Origin of the sequence: Streptomyces finlayi, assembly GCF_014216315.1 — a bacterium.
In the GTDB taxonomy this organism is placed as follows: domain Bacteria; phylum Actinomycetota; class Actinomycetes; order Streptomycetales; family Streptomycetaceae; genus Streptomyces; species Streptomyces finlayi_A.
This window is the reverse complement of the sequence record NZ_CP045702.1, coordinates 4,239,809-4,256,204: the sequence shown is the minus strand read 5'-3', so window position 1 is coordinate 4,256,204 and position 16,396 is coordinate 4,239,809. Positions and strand designations below refer to the sequence as shown.

Below are 16,396 nucleotides of genomic sequence, written 5' to 3'. Positions count from 1 at the left end.
GTGGCTTCCACGCGGGCCGTCGGGCCAGGTCAGCCTGTCGGCTTTGCACAGGGCCGGGCGTGCTCGGCTTCCTTCGGCTTCAATGCAGACATGGACGGAGCAGTGGTCGGGTTAATCGGGACTGTCGTAGGCGCGGTCAGCGGCGTTCTGGGGACGCTGGCTACGACCCGCCTCGGTGGCGCGGAACAGCGGCGCACCCAACGCGGTCAGTCAGAGAGGGAAGGCAGAGCGGTCGCCTATTCGAACCTCGTTACTGAGTGCAGCCGCACTTATCGAGTCGGCTACACCGCTCACGTGGCGCTTCAGGCAGCCCGAGGCGTTCAGCGGTCTCCCAACGTGGGTGACAGCCTCGTGGGGTTCAGGCCAGCCGTCGAGGCCACCCTCGAAGCTGTAAGCCTCGTGCGGCTGCATGGTCCGGACAGGGTCGCCCGCGCTGCGAACAACCTGGCCTCGGCCATGAAGGGCTGGTGCCACGAGGTGGAGCTTCTGTACGACGGTGAAGGAGACGAGCAACGGGCTAGCGAGGCCATCGAACTGTACGAGGAGATGGAAGAGCGGTTCGTAGCGCTGGGGCGAGAAACGCTCAGCGGTGTATTGGCGCGGTAGGCGTTAAGGCCGGGGGTTGTTACGCCCTACGACAACGGACACTGTCTCTCGCCGCTTCGCAGCCTGAACGAGGCTCCCCTTGCGCGGCGTCTCGCCGTGACGTTGTGTTAGGAGTCGACGGCTCACCCTCACCTACCACTCGTGATGAGCCTCCCGGCCTGCTCGGCAAGGAGGCTCGCGGCTCGCGGCTCGCGCAAGATCCTCCGGGGTGTCCACTGCTACCCCGTCGTCCAGGACAGGGACCATCTGTACGGCGTGTCCGTGTTCGACGAAGCGGAGCATCTCCACTCCCTCGGCGCGCTCCAGGGGCCCCTGCTGGAGCTGTCGGAAGCGCTGGAGAGCTGGGCCGGTGAAGCCGTAGAGGCCCAACTGGCGGAGATACTTCGGTCGGTCACCCTTCGGGTAGGGGATGGGCTGGCGCGAGAACATAAGGGCCTTGCCGTGGGCCGCGATGACGACCTTGACGACGTTGTGGTCCAAGACGGCGCCGGGGTCGTCCAGCTCGGTGTAGGCGTTCACGGCGAGCGTGCTCGACGGCAGGTGCTCCAGGGCCTCGGAGATGACGTCGATGGCGGTCGGCGAGATGAACGGCTCGTCGCCCTGCACGTTGATGTACGCCTCGGCTTGCAGGCGCTCGGCGACCTCCGCGACGCGATCGGTGCCGGTGAGGTGCTCTCCGGTCCGGATGTACTCGATGCCCAGTTGGCGACATGCGGCTTCGATGCGTTCGTCGTCGGTCGCCACGACGGCACCGTCGAGACGTTTGGCTTCCAGGCAGCGCTGGTGGGGACCTGGTCATCTGCGCGCCAGGACCGGAAGGACGGTGCCTGAGACCATCTCGACGAGAGACTCGTCGAGCACCTCGTATCTCCAGCCGAGCGTCACAAGGTGCGGGTCGTTGTCCGCCTTGACGCGCTCTCGCATCGCCCTGACCCGCCTCAGAGCTTCGTCGCGGCTGATGCCGGCTTTCTGCGCGTAGTCCTTCGAGGTCGCACCGGTGGCGACCATGCGCCACGTCTTGATCTCCGTCTCCGAGAAGGCCTCCGGGAAGGCGGCCTTCTCGGGGCGCTGGAGCTGCTCGGTGACGTAGCAGGCGTGGACGACGGCCGCGCGACCGCGCACGCCGAGTTTCTGGCCGCAGTGCTTCATCTGCACGTTGATGGTTCCGGCGGTGATCGTGAGGTCGGAGGCGATCGTTTCGGTGCTCTGTCCCTGCGCGATCTTGTTGGCGATCCGAGCCTGTGCTGGTGTGAGATCAAGCAGCGGAGGGGACGGACGCGCCGGTCGGGCACTCACGGGTGTAGATCCTTTCTGGGAGGAGGGGGTGTCAGGCGCGGGCCAGCCACCGCTGCCGCTCGGCATCGGTGACTATGCGTTGGTCGTGGTCGAGTTCCAGGTGGGCGAGCCGGGCGTAGTGCTCGACCACCTCGGCGCCGAAGGCTTCCTCCGCGAAGGCGCTGTTCTGGAAGGCGGTCAGAGCGTGGCTGAGGGTGGGTGGCACGGGGATCCCACCCGAGCGGTAGGCGTTGCCGGTCTCTTCGGGACCAAGGGCGAGCTTCCGCTGAAGACCGTGGTCGATCGCCGCCAGGACGGCGGACAGGGCGTGGTAAGGGTTGACGTCCGCACCCGGCACACGGATCTCCAAGTGCAGACCTTCGCCCCGGCCGACGACCCGGACCGCGCAGGTGCGGTTGTCGTAGCCCCACGTGAACGTGGTTGGTGCGAACGAGCCGGGCGTGAACCGCTTGTAGGAGTTGACGTTGGGCGCGTAGAACAGGGCCAGCTCGGGCAGGCCGGTGAGCAGACCCGCGATGGCATGCTGCCCGATCCGGGACAGCTCGTAGTCGCTGCCGGGCTCGTTGAGTTGGCTGATGGCCTTCGACCACAGCGACACATGCAGGTGCAGGCCGTTGGCCCGGCCGGTTTCCGGGGCCGCCATGAACGTGGGTGCCAGACCGGCGCGCGAGCCCAGGGTGCGCACCGCGTGCTTGAAGAGCAGGTGCTGATCGCAGGCGGTGAGCGCGTCACCGTAGGGAAAGGTCACCTCGACCTGGCCAAGGCCGGCCTCGGTCTTGATCGCTTCCACGGGCATCCCGGCGCCGGCCAGCGCCCGCTGAAGGCGGCGGCAGAATCGGTCGGAGACCGGATCGTGGTCGAGGGCGTAGTCCAGGTTCTCCGTCGTCAACGGCCGCAGGTCCCGATAGCCGGCCTGTTCCGCGTCCGCGTAGGTGCCCTTGTAGAGGACAAACTCGGTCTCGATCCCCGCCTTGGGGTGCAGTCCGTGCCGGGACAACCGGGTCAACTGCTGGTGGAGGATCTGGCGAGGCGAGACCTCGATGGGTGTTCCGTCATGGAGCACGGCGTCGCCGAGCACGATGGCGGTGCGCGGCAGCCACGGCACCACGCGCAGGGTCGACAGCGCCGGTCGCACGGACAGATCCTGGTAGCCGGTCTCCCACGAGGTCAGTGCGAAGCCGTCCGCCGGGCTCATGTCGACGTCGGTGGCCAGGACGTAGGCGCACACCTCGGCGCCGTGATGCGCGACGCGCTTGAGGAAGTGGTTCGCGTCGTACCGCTTCCCCTTCAGCCTGCCCTGCAGATCGGGGACGGCCAGCAGCACGGTGTCGATCGTGCCCGCCTTGACGAGGTTGCGCAGGTCAGTCAGAGAGAAGCCTTTCTCCGAGCGCCCACCCGAAGCTGGAGCGGCTGCCGTGCTGAGGTGGGCCAGAGCGCCATTGCTCGTCGCGGCCTCCGTCATCACACGACCTCGTCTTCGTACGTGCTCGCGGAGCGGTCGAAGTTCTGCGCCGGGACTTCGTAGGAGCTGCCCTGCTTGTGCCACCATCCCCAGGCCGCCGCAAGGACGACGAGCAAGACGACCGGCGCGTAGTTGAAGGTCTCGACGGACACCAGAGCGCCGCCGGCGGGGCGGACCTGCGGCAGGCAGAACAGCACCGTCACGAACACGACCCAGATCACCGCGATCGTGCCGACCGTCACGCCCCAGCGGCCGAGGTTCCACGGACCGGGCTGGAACCGGCGGCGGTTCTTGATGCGCAGGTAGATCGGGATCGCGTAGGCCGGGGTGATGCCGATGACGTTGATGCTGGTGATCGCCGCGTACGCGACCGGGCTGTACATGCTCGGCAGAGCGAGTACGGCGGCGCACACGACGGCCAGGAGCACGGCCATGCGCGGGGTGCCGGTACGACGGTCCACCTGCCGCCACAAGTGCGAGCCCGGGAGTGCCCCATCACGGGAGAACGCGAACACCATCCTGCTCGCGGCGGCCGTCTCGGCGTTGCCGCAGAACAACTGCGCGGCGATCACGACCAGGAGCAACGCCTTCGCACTCGCCATGCCCAGCGCGTCGAGGAAGATCTGCGCCGGCGGAACCCCGGTCGCCGTGCCCACGGTGCCCGCGTAGTCCTGGATGGCGAACGTGAGCCCGGCCAGCAGAACGAAACCGGCCAGCCACGACCAGCCGATCGAATGGATGATCCCGCGCGGTGCGGACATCTGGGCGTCAGTCGTCTCCTCGCTCAGGTGCGCGGACGCGTCGTAGCCGCAGAAGGTGTACTGCGCCAGCAGCAGCCCGAGCACCGCCACGTACAGGGTGCTGGACCAGCCGGAGTTGTTGACGAACTCGCCGAACATGAAGTCGGCGGACTGGTGGTGGGAGGGCACGATCACCAGTGCACCGACGATCACTATGACGCCGACCAGGTGCCACACCACGCTGATGCTGTTGAGGATGCTGACCAGCCGTACCCCGAACAGGTTCAAGGTGGCATGCACGGCCAGGATGCACAGGAAGATCACCATGATCTTGCCCGGCGTCGGCTCGAAACCCCACTGCAGGTTCAGGAACGCGCCGGTGAACAAGGCGGCCCCGTAGTCGATTCCGGCGATCGCGCCGAGCAACCCGAGCAAATTCAGCCAGCCTGTGTACCAGCCCCACTTACGACCGCCGAGCTGCTCCGCCTGGTAGTACAGCGCCCCGGAGGTCGGATAGGCGGAGGTCACCTCGGCCAGCGCGGCGCCGATGAACAGCACCATGGCGCCGACGAGCACCCAGCCCCACAGCATCACGGACGGGCCGCCGGTGTTCAGGCCGAATCCGTACAGCGTCATGCAGCCGGACAGGACACTGATGACGGAGAAGGAGATGGCGAAGTTCCCGAACGGTCCCATGCGCCGAGTCAGTACGGGCTCGTAGCCGAGCTCCCGCAGATACGTATCGTCCGGCTTTCGGGGCGTGGCACGGTGGGTGGAATTCAAACGGGACATGGACGACCTCCAAGGTTCAGGGGAAGTGAGACTGGGCGGGTTCATGCCAATCTGGGACGGGATGGGCAGCCGATGTTGATCACGGGTGCGGTCCGGCGCGCGGCTTGTGGGTGCGGGCGTAGGAAAGGGACTCGGCTCGCGCTCGAAGAAGCAGCGCCCCGCCGGGGTCTGGTCCTGCGGCTCCGTCATGGGCCGAAGTCCACGGCTCATGGGCCGCGTACGAGCCCATCGCCTCGAACACCTCGGCTGCTTCCAGGTACTGGTGGCCCGCCCACAACGCATAGGCAAGAAGGTTCAGATCAGCCACCGAACGCTGCTCGGCGTTCGTCTTGTGGAACCAGTCGTGGAAGGCGTTCAGCGTGCAGTCGAGCGTCGACTCGTGCGCCCACTGGCGCCGCCACAGCGGATCGGCGCGCGATCGCCGACGCTGCTCGATCTGCGCGTACGCGGGCAGAAGCAGCAGTGGCGATCCGACAGGTCGCTGCGACGCGATCCACCGTCCGAAGTCAAAGATCGCGGCCAAGGAAGCCGCGCGCGGTCCCTCAAGGGCGAGCAGGAACTGCAGAACGCGGTGGTAGGCCTCGCGGTTGTACGGATCCCGCTGGTTGACTTCGTAGAGCAGTCCCCACGGACCACTGGGCAGCATCGGTTCGGCGGATATAAGGCGGTGTTCACGCCGCAGTTGCCGTGTGTCGATCTGAGCCAACGCCACCAGGCAGACCCACGGCACAGGATCGTGCTGCGCACGACGAGCTGTCAGCAAGGCCTCACGCCGCGCCTTGATCTCGAACTCCGAGGTCTGTGGATGCTGTTGACGGTGTGCACGCAACGCCCGCTCGACGGCCACGCGCACGTTCATCAGTTGCGCGTCGTAACTGCCGGGCTCTTCGGCGAGCCACACGCCGACCACGTCCGAGCGGGCCGCTGCCACCGCCAGCAGTTGGGTACGTGACGTTCGCAGCCCCCAACGGGTGCCCGTATCCAGCAGCAGCTCCCGTGCCGTTCTCCAACGGCCAGCCTCTAACTCGACTAGGGCGACGCGCAGGTCGTCGTCGTGGCCGGCCGGGTGATACACGAGACGCATCAGAGTCCCTCGCCACAGACGACGCGACGCCGGCGAGCGGGATCGGGGCCGTTCCTCCGATGCGTGCGGACCATACGAGGTGGCGTGCTCTCCTGGACGGATGTGAATGTCATCGGGGGCCTTAGGCAGGTGGGGGGATGCGGATGAGGCCGCGAAGGGCATGGGTGAACCGCTGTCCGAGCGGCGGGAGGCTGGGTACCGAGTCAGTCGTCCTAGAAGCGGATCTGGCCGATCATGTCCGCGATGCTGGTAACGAAGCGGTTGATGTTCGGGGCCATGGACGTACTCGCCAGGAAGAACCCGAAGAGCACGCAGACGATCGCTGGTCCGGGCTTAACGGATTTCGCACGGAACAGAACGACCACGAGGATGCCGAGCACCAGGACTAAGGAGATGCTCAGGGCCATCAGGAGGCCGCTTCCTCCGCTGACCCTCGCCGCTCCCTGCGTGCCTGGCTCAGCGCACGGCGGAGCGCATCGGGCCGGGTCAGCGATCGCGGGCCGCTCGGGAGGACATGCCAGTGCATCCCCGGAGGTGTCGTGCTCTCGGCGGACGGCACGACGACGTGGCATTTCTGGCCCAGCGCGACAGTCCCCGGCTCATCCCAGCGGGCCGCGGTACCCACGGGAACCAGGAAGTACAGCCGAGGCTCCGGCCCACCGGCGTCCAGGATCACCGGGCCGACCGGCTCGTCGCCCTCGTTGAGGATCTCGATCGCGCGCCGGCCCAGGTCCTCCACAGCGCGTACGGCATCCCACCATTCGCCCGCGGAGCACAGCTCGGGCTCTTCACCGATGGGCATCCAGCGCGGCGGTAGCGCACGAGCTGCTGGATTGGCGTCAGACATGGAAACGGCCTCCTCACCACTATGTGTAAGGAGACCATTCCACTCAGCAAGTTCTGTGCGCGGACAGCTTGTCCGTGGGTTTCACTCGCCAAACCCCTTGACAGGAGATCAAGTTGAGCTCATACCCGCCCAACTGCCGAATGCTGAGAGCTCGTTGGAGGGGTGGGCGTCCACCCTGAGCAGTGCCGCAGTGGTCTCACGCACGGACGGGTGGAAACGCGTGTGGTTCGGAGCAACCTTCCGAGCACGCTTGAGATCGCTGAAGGCACCAGCCCGGTCGCCCACGGCGAGCTTCGCGGAAGCCACGTCGATGAAGTGGTGACTCGACCGCTCCCCGACGGTCGTGGCCGGCGGCGTCCACTCGCCGCCAGAAACCGGAGACCACTCGGTGAGGCGGGCGAGAGCCTGCTCGGTGTCGCCCATGTCGATCATCGCGTGCACCTCGTGGATGCGGATGTTCGTCGGACCGAACGACATCTCGTACGCCAGGGAATCACGGTTGCCCGCCATACCTGCCACCTGCTCGGCTTCGCGCAGGTACGCATCCGCACGATCCGAGTTGTTCTCGCGGGCTTCCAGCACGGCCAGCTTCAACAGCAGCGCACCGTCGACAGCGAGCGCGTCATCCGTAAAGGATCGCTCCGGCTGGAACCTCTCCAACTCGGTCCGCAGCGCGAGGAGCTTGCGGCGAGCAGGCGAGTAGGCGCCCTGGCGGAGCATCGCCCCTGCGACCAGGTAGCCGGCCGTGAACTGCATCAGCGGGTCGCCGGAGTGGTCAGCCGCCCAACGGACCCGCTCCAGCGCCGTGTTCGACAGATCGTGGTGGCCCATCTTGTGGGCCAGCGAGTTCACGGCGCGGTAGGCGCGCGCCAGGTGCCAGAACGCCTTGCCCTGATCGCCGTTGCCACCGCCGAGGGCCACGTGCGTCAACTCGGTGATGATCGGCGGCAGCAGGGGGCCCATCGGGGCGTACCGGGCGTCGCGGCGCAGGGCCGCCACCTGGTCGACTTCCGAGGCGAGCACGGGCAGCGCCCTGGGAGCGATCTCCAGGTCGTCGGGGCTGTCGTAGCAGAGCAGGAGGCGGCGAAGCTCAGGGATGACGGCATGGACGCCGTCCTCGGCCTCCGGCTCGCCATAGTACGGCTGGCCGGTCAGAACCTCAGGGCCGAAGCGCAGCGCCTTGGCGAGCGCCAGCACCAGTGAGGGTGAAGCCTTCCGCGCGCCCGACTCCAGCTTCTGCACGTAGCTCGGGGAGACTGCGACCTTCTGTGCCAGTTGAGCGGCAGACAGCTTCCGTGTCCTGCGAGCGATACGGAGACGGTCTCCCAGCGTCAGGTTTTCAGTCATCGGTGGACGTGTCCCTTCGCGATGAAGCACTTCGATCAGAGTACGGATAATGTCCAAGCCTGCGCCCGTGGTCGCCAACTGTTAACAGAGCCGATGGCATCGCGCCCCCGACGTGGAACTGCAGAACCGACCAGAGGTAGCTTGCATCTCCCTACCGGACCTCCGACCGAGTGGTCGAAGTGGGGCATGTCGGGACGATGCGGGCAGAGGGTGAGTAGGACTGTCGCTCCCCAGTCAAGAGGTGCGCAGCGAACTACCTACGGACAGATTGTCCGCGCGATTCCTCCACGTGCCGGAAACCCGCGTTCGCCGCCCGGTCGCAGACCGTAGCCAGGCGCATGCGCCAACCTGATGCACCGGTGCGGACCCACGCACGCTCGCAGCCACAGGGCGGTGCCGTCCTGGCCGAAGGCAAGGAGTCGGGAACGGCTGAAGCCGAACGGTCCTTCGTGTTGTGGGACATCGACCGCACGCCGCTGTACGTCGGCGAGATCGATCGGCAGGTCTACCGGGAGGCCTTTGCGGAGATCGTCGGGTACCCGGTCGAGCATCTGCCGGCCCGCGGCACGGGCGTCACGATGCCGCTGGCGATCCGCGCGATGCTCCTGGACAACGGCGTTCCTGATGGCCGGGCGCCGGGGAAGAACATGAGGGGGCCGACGGCAGGTCCCAGGGGAAGTCGGCGGGAGCGACGTGCAGGGCACACGACGGCCACGGCGGCGTCATCGAACAGCGACTGCGTGTGCAGGCGATCACGGATCATCTCGCGCGCCTGCTTCGGACGGTGGAATGCGGGCCGTAGCACACAGATCCTGTTCGTCAGGGGCTGCTGCAGAAGATTCCTACGGACAGCTTGTCCGCTCACGGCGATAGCAGAGTGGAATGGTCTCTGCACACCCAGTCGCAAGGGGGCGTTCCTATGGAGTCCGGCGCACGGTTACCCGTCCAAGCGTGGCCGCACCAGTCGATGAGGGGCTTTCCGGCCACCACCCGCAGACGTTCCGCAGCATTCCAGCCGACGACCGTGACCACTGCGCTTGATTTCGGCGATCTCCTTCACAAGCAAGTGATTGGTACTAAATTCCACCGTCGCGGCGCCCACCTAGGGCTTCTGCGGTCCCTCCCGAAGAGGCCACGCCTCACACGATCGGAGCATGACGTAGATCACGTTCACTTGGTCGGGGCGGGCGGGAAGGCATGGGTGGGCAGCCGCGCCTCCAACCTCATTGACGGGAAGCCGGCACGCGTGCCTCGTTCTACCGAGGACTGCCCGGCGCAGGGGGCCGCACCTGTCGAGACGAATGCCGCGCCGGTAACGCGGCATCGCACTACTCGGGAGGGCCATCGGGCTGTTATCGCATCAGGAAGGTGTTGTTTGGTGGGGGTTAACGGCGATATGCGGCTGCCGCGCAGGCGCCCAGCCAACGGGTCCGACTGCCAATCACCGCCACCATCCGTCCGAGAGGTGCTGTATCGCGTCAGTCTCGGACTTCCCATCGCTTCGGGGACGGTTGGACGCGCGATGCTCGACCTCGCGGCTCTCCCTGACCACGCGGCCCGGGACAACCTGTTGACTGCCGTGCTGACAGGTCTCATGGCTCGCGGTCCAGCTGAAAGCGATGTCGTCGAGGTTCTGCGTGCGGCCCTCTCACTCGACGAGGTGGAGACTGTCGATCTCCCCTCACCTTCGGGGTCACGCCTATTGCTCCTCGCCGGAAGCGGTAAGAAGGGGATCAAGTCCTTCAACGTCTCGACATCGAGCGCGATCGTAGCCGCCGCAGCCGGCGCCTCCGTGGTCAAGATGGGCTCACGGGCCACATCCTCCGTCATGGGTTCACGGGACCTCGCGGAGAGCCTCGGCCTACCGCACAGCCGTACCCGCTCAAGCATCATTACGGCGGTCGAGCGTTCACGCTTGGCGTTCGTCCCGATCGAGGACATGATTCCCGTCCTGGACCAGGTGTACGGGGGCCGATTCCACGTCCTCAACCCACTCAGCTTCGGCCTGGCTGCCCTTGCGGCGCGACTTCGCGGTGGGGTCCTGGTCTTCGGCCTCGCGCACCCGAAGGTCGATTTGGCAGCCCGCGTGCTTGGCCGTCTCGGGGTCTCGGAAGCACTCGTCGTGGCTTCGGGCAACCCCGCCGGCTACTTCGCCGACGAGTTCGGGCTGGGGAATCGTTCCCTCACCTGCCGTCTGACAGGCGGCACCGTCGGCGCAGTCCACACGTTCGAGGCAGATGACCTGAAAAACCTGGGGTTGAGCTCGCCGAACTCCGTCCACCCACCAAGATCAGCGACGGAGGCGGTGCAGTGGGTGCTGGACGCCCTCGCCGGAGAAGGGAACCCGGCGCATGTACATCTGATCGCCTTGAACAGCGCTGTGATGCTGATGACAGCCGGGCTCGCCCGGGACTTGGCGGATGGCTACGGCCAGGCGGAGGCGGCGATCAACAGCGGGCGAGCGTGGGCGAAAGTCGAAGCACTCAGGGAGGAAGCACTGTGCCAACAAACGATATAGCCGTTGGGAACGCGGTCGAGCCAGGGCTCGATCCCGACCTCTACTTCCTTCCGTACGGCTATGAACAGCGGGGTACGCCGGAGTACTTCGTCGATGACGAACAGGACGGTGTCGTCTGGCAGCCGGACGTCTATCCCTTTGCCGCCCAGGCGGCGCTGGCCAACGACTGCGACGTGGTCATCGACCTCGGCTGCGGACGTGGTGGCAAGCTCGTCACCCTGCAAGCCGCACAGCCCGATTGGAAGTACATCGGCGTCGACATCGGCCCCAACATCGCCTGGTGTCAGCAGAACCTGCCGTTCGGGCAGTGGGTCGAAGCGGACTTAGAGACGTGCCGCGCACTTCCGCTACCTGTCGAAGTGCTTCGCCGGACTGTCCTGGTCTGTTCGGACGTGCTTGAGCATCTTGTCCATCCCGAGGTTGCGATGGACCTCATCGGATCGCTCCTCCACGGTGGTGCGCGAGCGGCGGTGCTGTCGACCCCGGCACGCGAGCTGCGGGCCGGCCCCGCGGACCCGGGCCCTCCCCGCAATACCTCCCATGTCCGAGAGTGGGCCAGCCGGGAGTTCTGTGCGTTTGTTCGGGCACGAGGGTTGGAGATCGCCGACTTCTCGCTCACCCGTAGCGACGACGCCGGGGGAGGCAAGACCACCCAGTTGGCACTCATCCAGAGCAGGGTGGAGCCGGAGAAAGGCGCTGCACGATGAGGCTGCCGCATCGTCCTCGCGTGTTGTGGATTCCGTACGCGCAGCGAGGCAGCCTCTATCCGATCGTTCCGGCAGTGCAGGCGCTGGGAGGCCTGGGTACGGACACTATGCTTCTGGGCCTGCCGAGCTTGAAGCCTCTCGCTGACACGCTTGGCACGCGCTTCATGGCCTATGAGTCCAGCATCACCTATGACTGGTCCCGCGCCGAGGGACGCGACCAGCACGGTCTGGGCCCTGCCGGCGGCACCAGTTGGTTCCATCACCGGGTGGCCTCCGAGTACGCCGAGATCGAACGAGCCACACGGCTGTTCCGCCCTGACGTCCTGCTGGTTGACTCCTTCGTCATCGGTGCCGGCCTTGCCGCTGAACATCTCGGCGTCCCCTGGGCCTCCTACGTGCACTATCTGTTCGACGAAGGTGCCGAGACCGATGCGATGCACCGCGTCTGGTGGGAGAAGACCGGTGTCCCGGAGATCGAGGCGTACTCCGCTTGGTGGGACGGAGTCCGGGGGGCGGTCGGTCTCGGCCCTGAACCGAGGGAGCGGCAAGAGGCACCGTGGTTCCGGATGTCTCCGCAATGCACCTTCCTCCTCGGCCATCCGCACCTTCGCCGGGGCACTCGCCCACTACCGCACTTCGTCACCCGGACCTCGCTGCCCCCGTGGGACGAGCCCGGGCCGGCTTCTGCGGCCGCCAGCGCGAGTACGGCTTCCGGAGGGCGTTCCCGTGTCCTGGTCGCCAACAGCAGCGCCTGGCAGGACGATGTCGACCTCGTACGCGCGTCCCTGGAAGGGCTCTCGGACACGGACATGGAAATCTTGGTGACCGTCTCGGCGGACCACCCTCTCGGCGTCGGGACTCCGCGCAACGCCACGGTGCTGGGCTACTACCCGCACGCCGACGTGCTGCCGTCGGTGGACGCGGTGGTCACGACCTCTGGGTATGGGATCACCAGCAAGGCGTTGTGGTTCGGCAAGCCGCTCGTCACCGTGCCTCGTGCCCGCGACCAGCACTATGTGGCGGCAGCCGCACAAGAGGCCGGGTGTGGACTCACCGTCGCATGGCCGCCCAAACCGGACGCTGTCGCTACGGCCGTCGACACCGTGCTGTCTTCCCCTGCCCTCCAGGAGCACGCCCGCCGCTTGTCCGGCCCGATGCCCGGTTTCCCGTCGGCGAGCGATGTCGCTGCCGAGGTCCTTTCCCTCGCCCGGAGGACGTGATGGGTAGCCGGACGAAAGTGGTGCATGCACCCGCCCGCACTCCGTATGCCCGCAAACTCACGAGCGAGCACGTCGAAATCGTCAACGGCACTGCACCGCACGGCGCTGAAGCAGTGCCTCGGGACATGTCGCTGCGATGGTTGCTCGAACACAGACCCTTCAACTGGTTCGACGTTCTGCACCTGCACCACGTCGAGTTCGACGACCTGCCGACTCTGAAGTCCGTCCTGTCAGAATGCGCCCGATTCCGCCGACGCGTGATCTTCACTGCCCATGACATCAGCCCCGTCTTCAGCGGCAGAATCGACTACCACCGCAAGCTGCGCGCCCTGGTGAACGCGCGCGTCCCCTTCGTCTGCCTGACCGAGGCGTCAGGGGCCGAGATACGCAGACGGTTCGGCAACCAGGTGGAAACCGTCACGATCCCGCACGGGTACGTCGTCCCGCCCAACGCCGTTCCCCGTCACCGGCCTCCGGGCAGTGGGCATGCGCGGTATTTTCTGTTCGGCTCGCTGCGGGACAACCGCGACATCACTACGGTGCTGTACAACTGGCGCTTCGGCCGCCACCAGCACGACACCTCCCTTTCGATGCTGCTCAGGGCGCCGGGTTACATCAACTTGCAGCAGGAGCACGACCGTTGGGCGGCGCTGCTCGCTACTGCCGTAGCTGAGCCTCGTCTCCAGGTAGATGTCCTGCCCTTCCCCACCGATGAGGAAGTGGCGGAGACGGCGTCCGGATGCGACGCCCTGATCCTGCCGTACCGATGGGGATCGCACTCGGGACAGTTGGAACTCGCCTTCGACCTCGGACTGGTGCCGGTGGCCTCCGCTGTGGGCTACCTCCGTGATCAGTACCGCTGTCATACGGGAGTAATCGACGAGCCCGTGTGGTTCGACTGGTCCGACGGGGCCGAGTACGCCTACGGAGCCCGGTTCCTCACCGCGCTCGACGAGGTGGCCGAGCGCCTCCGCAAGGGGCACCATCTCGCTCCGACAAAGGAGTTCAGCGAGCACCGGATCAAGGAGCATGCGGCGATCATGGCCACCTACCTGGAGGTCTACACACGCCCATGGACGTAGATCCCGCAGCATCAGCCAAGGTCGTCGGCAACATGCCCCCCAATATTTCGGTGTGCATCCTCAGCCACAACTACGCCCACTTCCTGCGCCAGGCCGTAGAGAGCTGCCTGGCGCAGGAGCCCGGCGACTACCGCCTGGAGGAGATCGTCGTCCTGGACGACGGATCGACCGATCGGACCTTGGAGGTGTGTGCCGAATTCGGCTCTCGGATTCGGGTGATCCCGCTGCCGCACCGTGGGTTTGCGGCGACACTGACGGAGAGCGTCCGGCACTGCCGTGGCGACTGGGTGGCTTTCCTGGACGCCGATGACTGGTTCGCGCCGGCGAAGCTCCGTACCGCGTCCGGCTATCTCCGGACCGGCGCCATGCTCGTGCAGCACTGGGAGCACGTTGTCGACGGTGACGGCAGCCCTCTGCTGCCCGATCCCCACCCGGGCGGCAACACGAGCACCATCATCGTCGACCGTGCTGCTGCCCTGAAACTGCTGCCGGTGACGAACGAGAAGTTCTTCCACGTGCTCGACGACCTCGGTCTCGGCGCCCGGATGACGCACCCTCTGACGTTCTACCGGGTACACGGCGACAACATGACCGATCGAGCCACCCCTGGTGCCCACCAGGAGTACATGGCGGATGTCTGCGGCGAAATCGCAGTCCGCCTCGCCGACCTTCGGATCACCCCTCCCCCGTGGGCCAGTCGGAGTGCGCTGCGTCGGCTGACATGGCACTACCGGGCGGAGGCCCGAGCCCACGAGGTAGAAGCAGCCCTGCAACGAGGTCGTCGGCGATCGGCCTGGGGGCCGCTGCTGCGCGAACTGGCGTCGACCGTGCTGGCGGGCCGCAACTACCGCGACCGGGGCCCCAGCATTCACAGCGTGTTGACCGGCCGCCCCTGCGTCCGCCTGGCCCCGTCACCGCAGGAGGAGCCGTGACCATCCCTTCGCCCGGCCCCCGCGCGTACCCACAGGCTCTGGTGCTCGACCTGTTCGGGACACTGGTCGACGCGCCGACACGAGCGCAACGACTCCAGGCAGCCGAGACGATAGCCGCAGCCACCGCGGTACCCGCCGCGGTCATCGAACAGGCGTACATCGACAGTTGGGCCGAACGCCATGATGGACGGTTGCCGACGCTCGACTCGCTCAGCGAACATCTCTGGCAGCGCTGCGGCGAAGGCACGCCAACTCCGCATGACCTGTGCACCGTCCTCCTGCGGCTGGCCACCGCCCGGCTCTCTGCGTCACCCGACGTAGTTGCCGTCCTGCGGACGCTTCGCGAGCGCGGTCTCCGGATCGCGGTGCTCAGCGACGCGTCCGCCGACATCGCCGAGGCATGGCAGGGCTCCGCGCTCAGCGAATCCGTCGACGTCGCGGTCTTCAGTTGCCGCGCGGGAGCCGTCAAACCGCATATCAGCCTCTACCGCGCGGTGACGGGACAACTCGGCGTCGCGCCACAGGACACGATGTACTGCGGAGACGGCGGAGGCGACGAACTGCGCGGAGCGACCGCCGCCGGCCTGACCGCGGTTCGCGTCGAACGCAGAGGCGGCCCCTCAACCATTGCCTTCGGCGACAGGCCCTGGCACGGCCCTTCCATCAGCGGCGTCGAACAACTACCCGCCTTCATGCTGGCCTCGCGAGCACCACGACGACCGAAGGAGGGGGATGTATGAAGGCATGGGAAGTACGCGAGGGCACGCTGTCGTGGTCACGCCTGGCGCGCCCGGAACCGCGGCCGGACCAGACGCTGGTCGAAGTGGCGTTCTCAGGTGTGTGCGGAAGCGACCTGGCCAAGATCACCAAGTCGCCCATTCCCACGCCTGGTCACACCTGGCGCCCAGGCCACGAAGTCGTCGGCTGGGACCTCAGTACCCCCTCCGGCCCTCTTGTGGTGGTCGATCCCCTTGTCCCCTGCGACAGTTGCGCGAACTGTGCGACGGGAGCGATCCATCTCTGCCCGGGCATCCTTCGGCTGGGCTGGGACCTGCCCGGAGGATTCGCAGAGTTCGTCGTTGCACCCCGCCGCAACGTACTGCCTCTGCCTGAGGGGGCCGACCCCGCACAGGCCGTCCTCGCAGACGCCCTCGCGGTCGCTGTCCATGGCATCCGCTGCGGCTTGTCGAACCATCGCCCTGGAAACCTTGCCGTCGTCGGCTCCGGCCCGCTCGCTCTCTGCAGCGCGGCTTACGCCGCTTCCCACGGCTGGTCAGTCACCGTACTCGTCCGCAACGCCGGCAAGCTGGCCGCCGTGGCCGAGCACATAGACGCCACCTTCACGTCCCTCCACGAGGCCCCGAGGAACGGATTCGACGCCGTGGTGGACGCCGCGAGTGGCCGGGACGACCGCCCTCTCGACGCCGCCTTGTCCCTTGTCCGCGACGGCGGCACTGTCCTCGTACAGAACGCCTACGATCCGGGCGTGCGCCTGCACCACGACCTGCGGAACGTCTTCCGCCGGTCGATCACCATCACCGGATCGTTCAGCTACTGCCGCCGGCACGGCACCGGCGACCTGCCGGAGGCCCTGCAGGTGCTTGCCCAGCGCCCGGCGTGGGCTGACCCGCTGGTCGGGTGCCGATTCCCGCTCCGCTCCCTGCCTTCGGCTGTCGCGGCCGTCACCACTGGTACGGGCATTCGACCGATCAAAGCCGTACTCGTTGCCGAAGCGGCTTCGCCCGCATGACCTCGCCGAGGAG

At 66.8% G+C, this 16,396-nt stretch carries 16 protein-coding genes and 1 pseudogene; 9 read left to right on the top strand and 8 right to left on the bottom strand.

Features of this window, described 5'->3' with window-relative positions:
• Positions 1-90 precede the first annotated feature (90 nt).
• Positions 91-606, top strand: a complete 516-nt coding sequence (locus F0344_RS19645; protein ID WP_185300022.1) for a hypothetical protein — start codon at positions 91-93, stop codon at positions 604-606.
• A gap of 132 nt (positions 607-738) precedes the next feature.
• On the opposite strand, the gene F0344_RS19640 is transcribed toward F0344_RS19645, so the two are convergent.
• The 8 genes from F0344_RS19640 to F0344_RS19605 form a co-directional block, all read right to left on the bottom strand.
• A complete protein-coding gene (locus F0344_RS19640; protein WP_185302776.1) occupies positions 739-1,380 on the bottom strand; it encodes a 3-deoxy-manno-octulosonate cytidylyltransferase in 642 nt (213 codons plus the stop codon).
• 21 nt (positions 1,381-1,401) lie between these two features.
• Positions 1,402-1,902, bottom strand: coding sequence for a LuxR C-terminal-related transcriptional regulator (locus F0344_RS19635; RefSeq protein WP_185300021.1), 501 nt, complete (start codon positions 1,900-1,902; stop codon positions 1,402-1,404).
• Between the two features lie 31 nt (positions 1,903-1,933).
• Positions 1,934-3,364, bottom strand: coding sequence for a glutamine synthetase family protein (locus F0344_RS19630; RefSeq protein WP_258050010.1), 1,431 nt, complete (start codon positions 3,362-3,364; stop codon positions 1,934-1,936).
• Complete coding sequence (locus F0344_RS19625; RefSeq protein ID WP_185300020.1) at positions 3,364-4,896, bottom strand: amino acid permease; 1,533 nt, start codon at positions 4,894-4,896, stop codon at positions 3,364-3,366. The genes F0344_RS19630 and F0344_RS19625 overlap by 1 nt, the downstream gene beginning before the upstream one ends.
• Before the next feature lie 79 nt (positions 4,897-4,975).
• Positions 4,976-5,980 (bottom strand): hypothetical protein, encoded by a 1,005-nt coding sequence (locus F0344_RS19620; protein WP_185300019.1) that lies wholly within the window; start codon positions 5,978-5,980, stop codon positions 4,976-4,978.
• Between the two features lie 212 nt (positions 5,981-6,192).
• Entirely contained in the window at positions 6,193-6,387 is a 195-nt protein-coding gene (locus F0344_RS19615; RefSeq protein ID WP_185300018.1) for a hypothetical protein, read from the bottom strand.
• Entirely contained in the window at positions 6,387-6,827 is a 441-nt protein-coding gene (locus tag F0344_RS19610; protein ID WP_185300017.1) for a hypothetical protein, read from the bottom strand. Before F0344_RS19610 ends, F0344_RS19615 begins: the two co-directional genes overlap by 1 nt.
• Before the next feature lie 108 nt (positions 6,828-6,935).
• Positions 6,936-8,174, bottom strand: coding sequence for a helix-turn-helix domain-containing protein (locus F0344_RS19605; protein WP_185300016.1), 1,239 nt, complete (start codon positions 8,172-8,174; stop codon positions 6,936-6,938).
• A gap of 401 nt (positions 8,175-8,575) precedes the next feature.
• Here F0344_RS19605 and F0344_RS35935 point away from each other — a divergent pair.
• The 8 genes and pseudogenes from F0344_RS35935 to F0344_RS19570 all read left to right on the top strand — a co-directional run.
• Positions 8,576-8,812 (top strand): annotated as a pseudogene (locus tag F0344_RS35935) (hypothetical protein); the annotation flags it as partial.
• Between the two features lie 884 nt (positions 8,813-9,696).
• Positions 9,697-10,692 carry a hypothetical protein gene (locus F0344_RS19600; RefSeq protein WP_185300015.1) on the top strand — a complete coding sequence of 332 codons (996 nt, stop codon included), beginning with the start codon at positions 9,697-9,699 and terminating at the stop codon, positions 10,690-10,692.
• Positions 10,674-11,399 carry a class I SAM-dependent methyltransferase gene (locus F0344_RS19595; RefSeq protein WP_258050009.1) on the top strand — a complete coding sequence of 242 codons (726 nt, stop codon included), beginning with the start codon at positions 10,674-10,676 and terminating at the stop codon, positions 11,397-11,399. Before F0344_RS19600 ends, F0344_RS19595 begins: the two co-directional genes overlap by 19 nt.
• Positions 11,400-11,563: 164 nt before the next feature.
• Complete coding sequence (locus F0344_RS19590) at positions 11,564-12,619, top strand: glycosyltransferase (protein WP_185300014.1); 1,056 nt, start codon at positions 11,564-11,566, stop codon at positions 12,617-12,619.
• A gap of 140 nt (positions 12,620-12,759) precedes the next feature.
• Entirely contained in the window at positions 12,760-13,701 is a 942-nt protein-coding gene (locus tag F0344_RS19585) for a hypothetical protein (protein ID WP_185300013.1), read from the top strand.
• Positions 13,692-14,633, top strand: coding sequence for a glycosyltransferase family 2 protein (locus F0344_RS19580; protein WP_185300012.1), 942 nt, complete (start codon positions 13,692-13,694; stop codon positions 14,631-14,633). Before F0344_RS19585 ends, F0344_RS19580 begins: the two co-directional genes overlap by 10 nt.
• Complete coding sequence (locus tag F0344_RS19575; protein ID WP_185300011.1) at positions 14,630-15,373, top strand: HAD family hydrolase; 744 nt, start codon at positions 14,630-14,632, stop codon at positions 15,371-15,373. Before F0344_RS19580 ends, F0344_RS19575 begins: the two co-directional genes overlap by 4 nt.
• Positions 15,370-16,383 (top strand): alcohol dehydrogenase catalytic domain-containing protein, encoded by a 1,014-nt coding sequence (locus F0344_RS19570; RefSeq protein WP_185300010.1) that lies wholly within the window; start codon positions 15,370-15,372, stop codon positions 16,381-16,383. Before F0344_RS19575 ends, F0344_RS19570 begins: the two co-directional genes overlap by 4 nt.
• Positions 16,384-16,396: the final 13 nt, after the last annotated feature.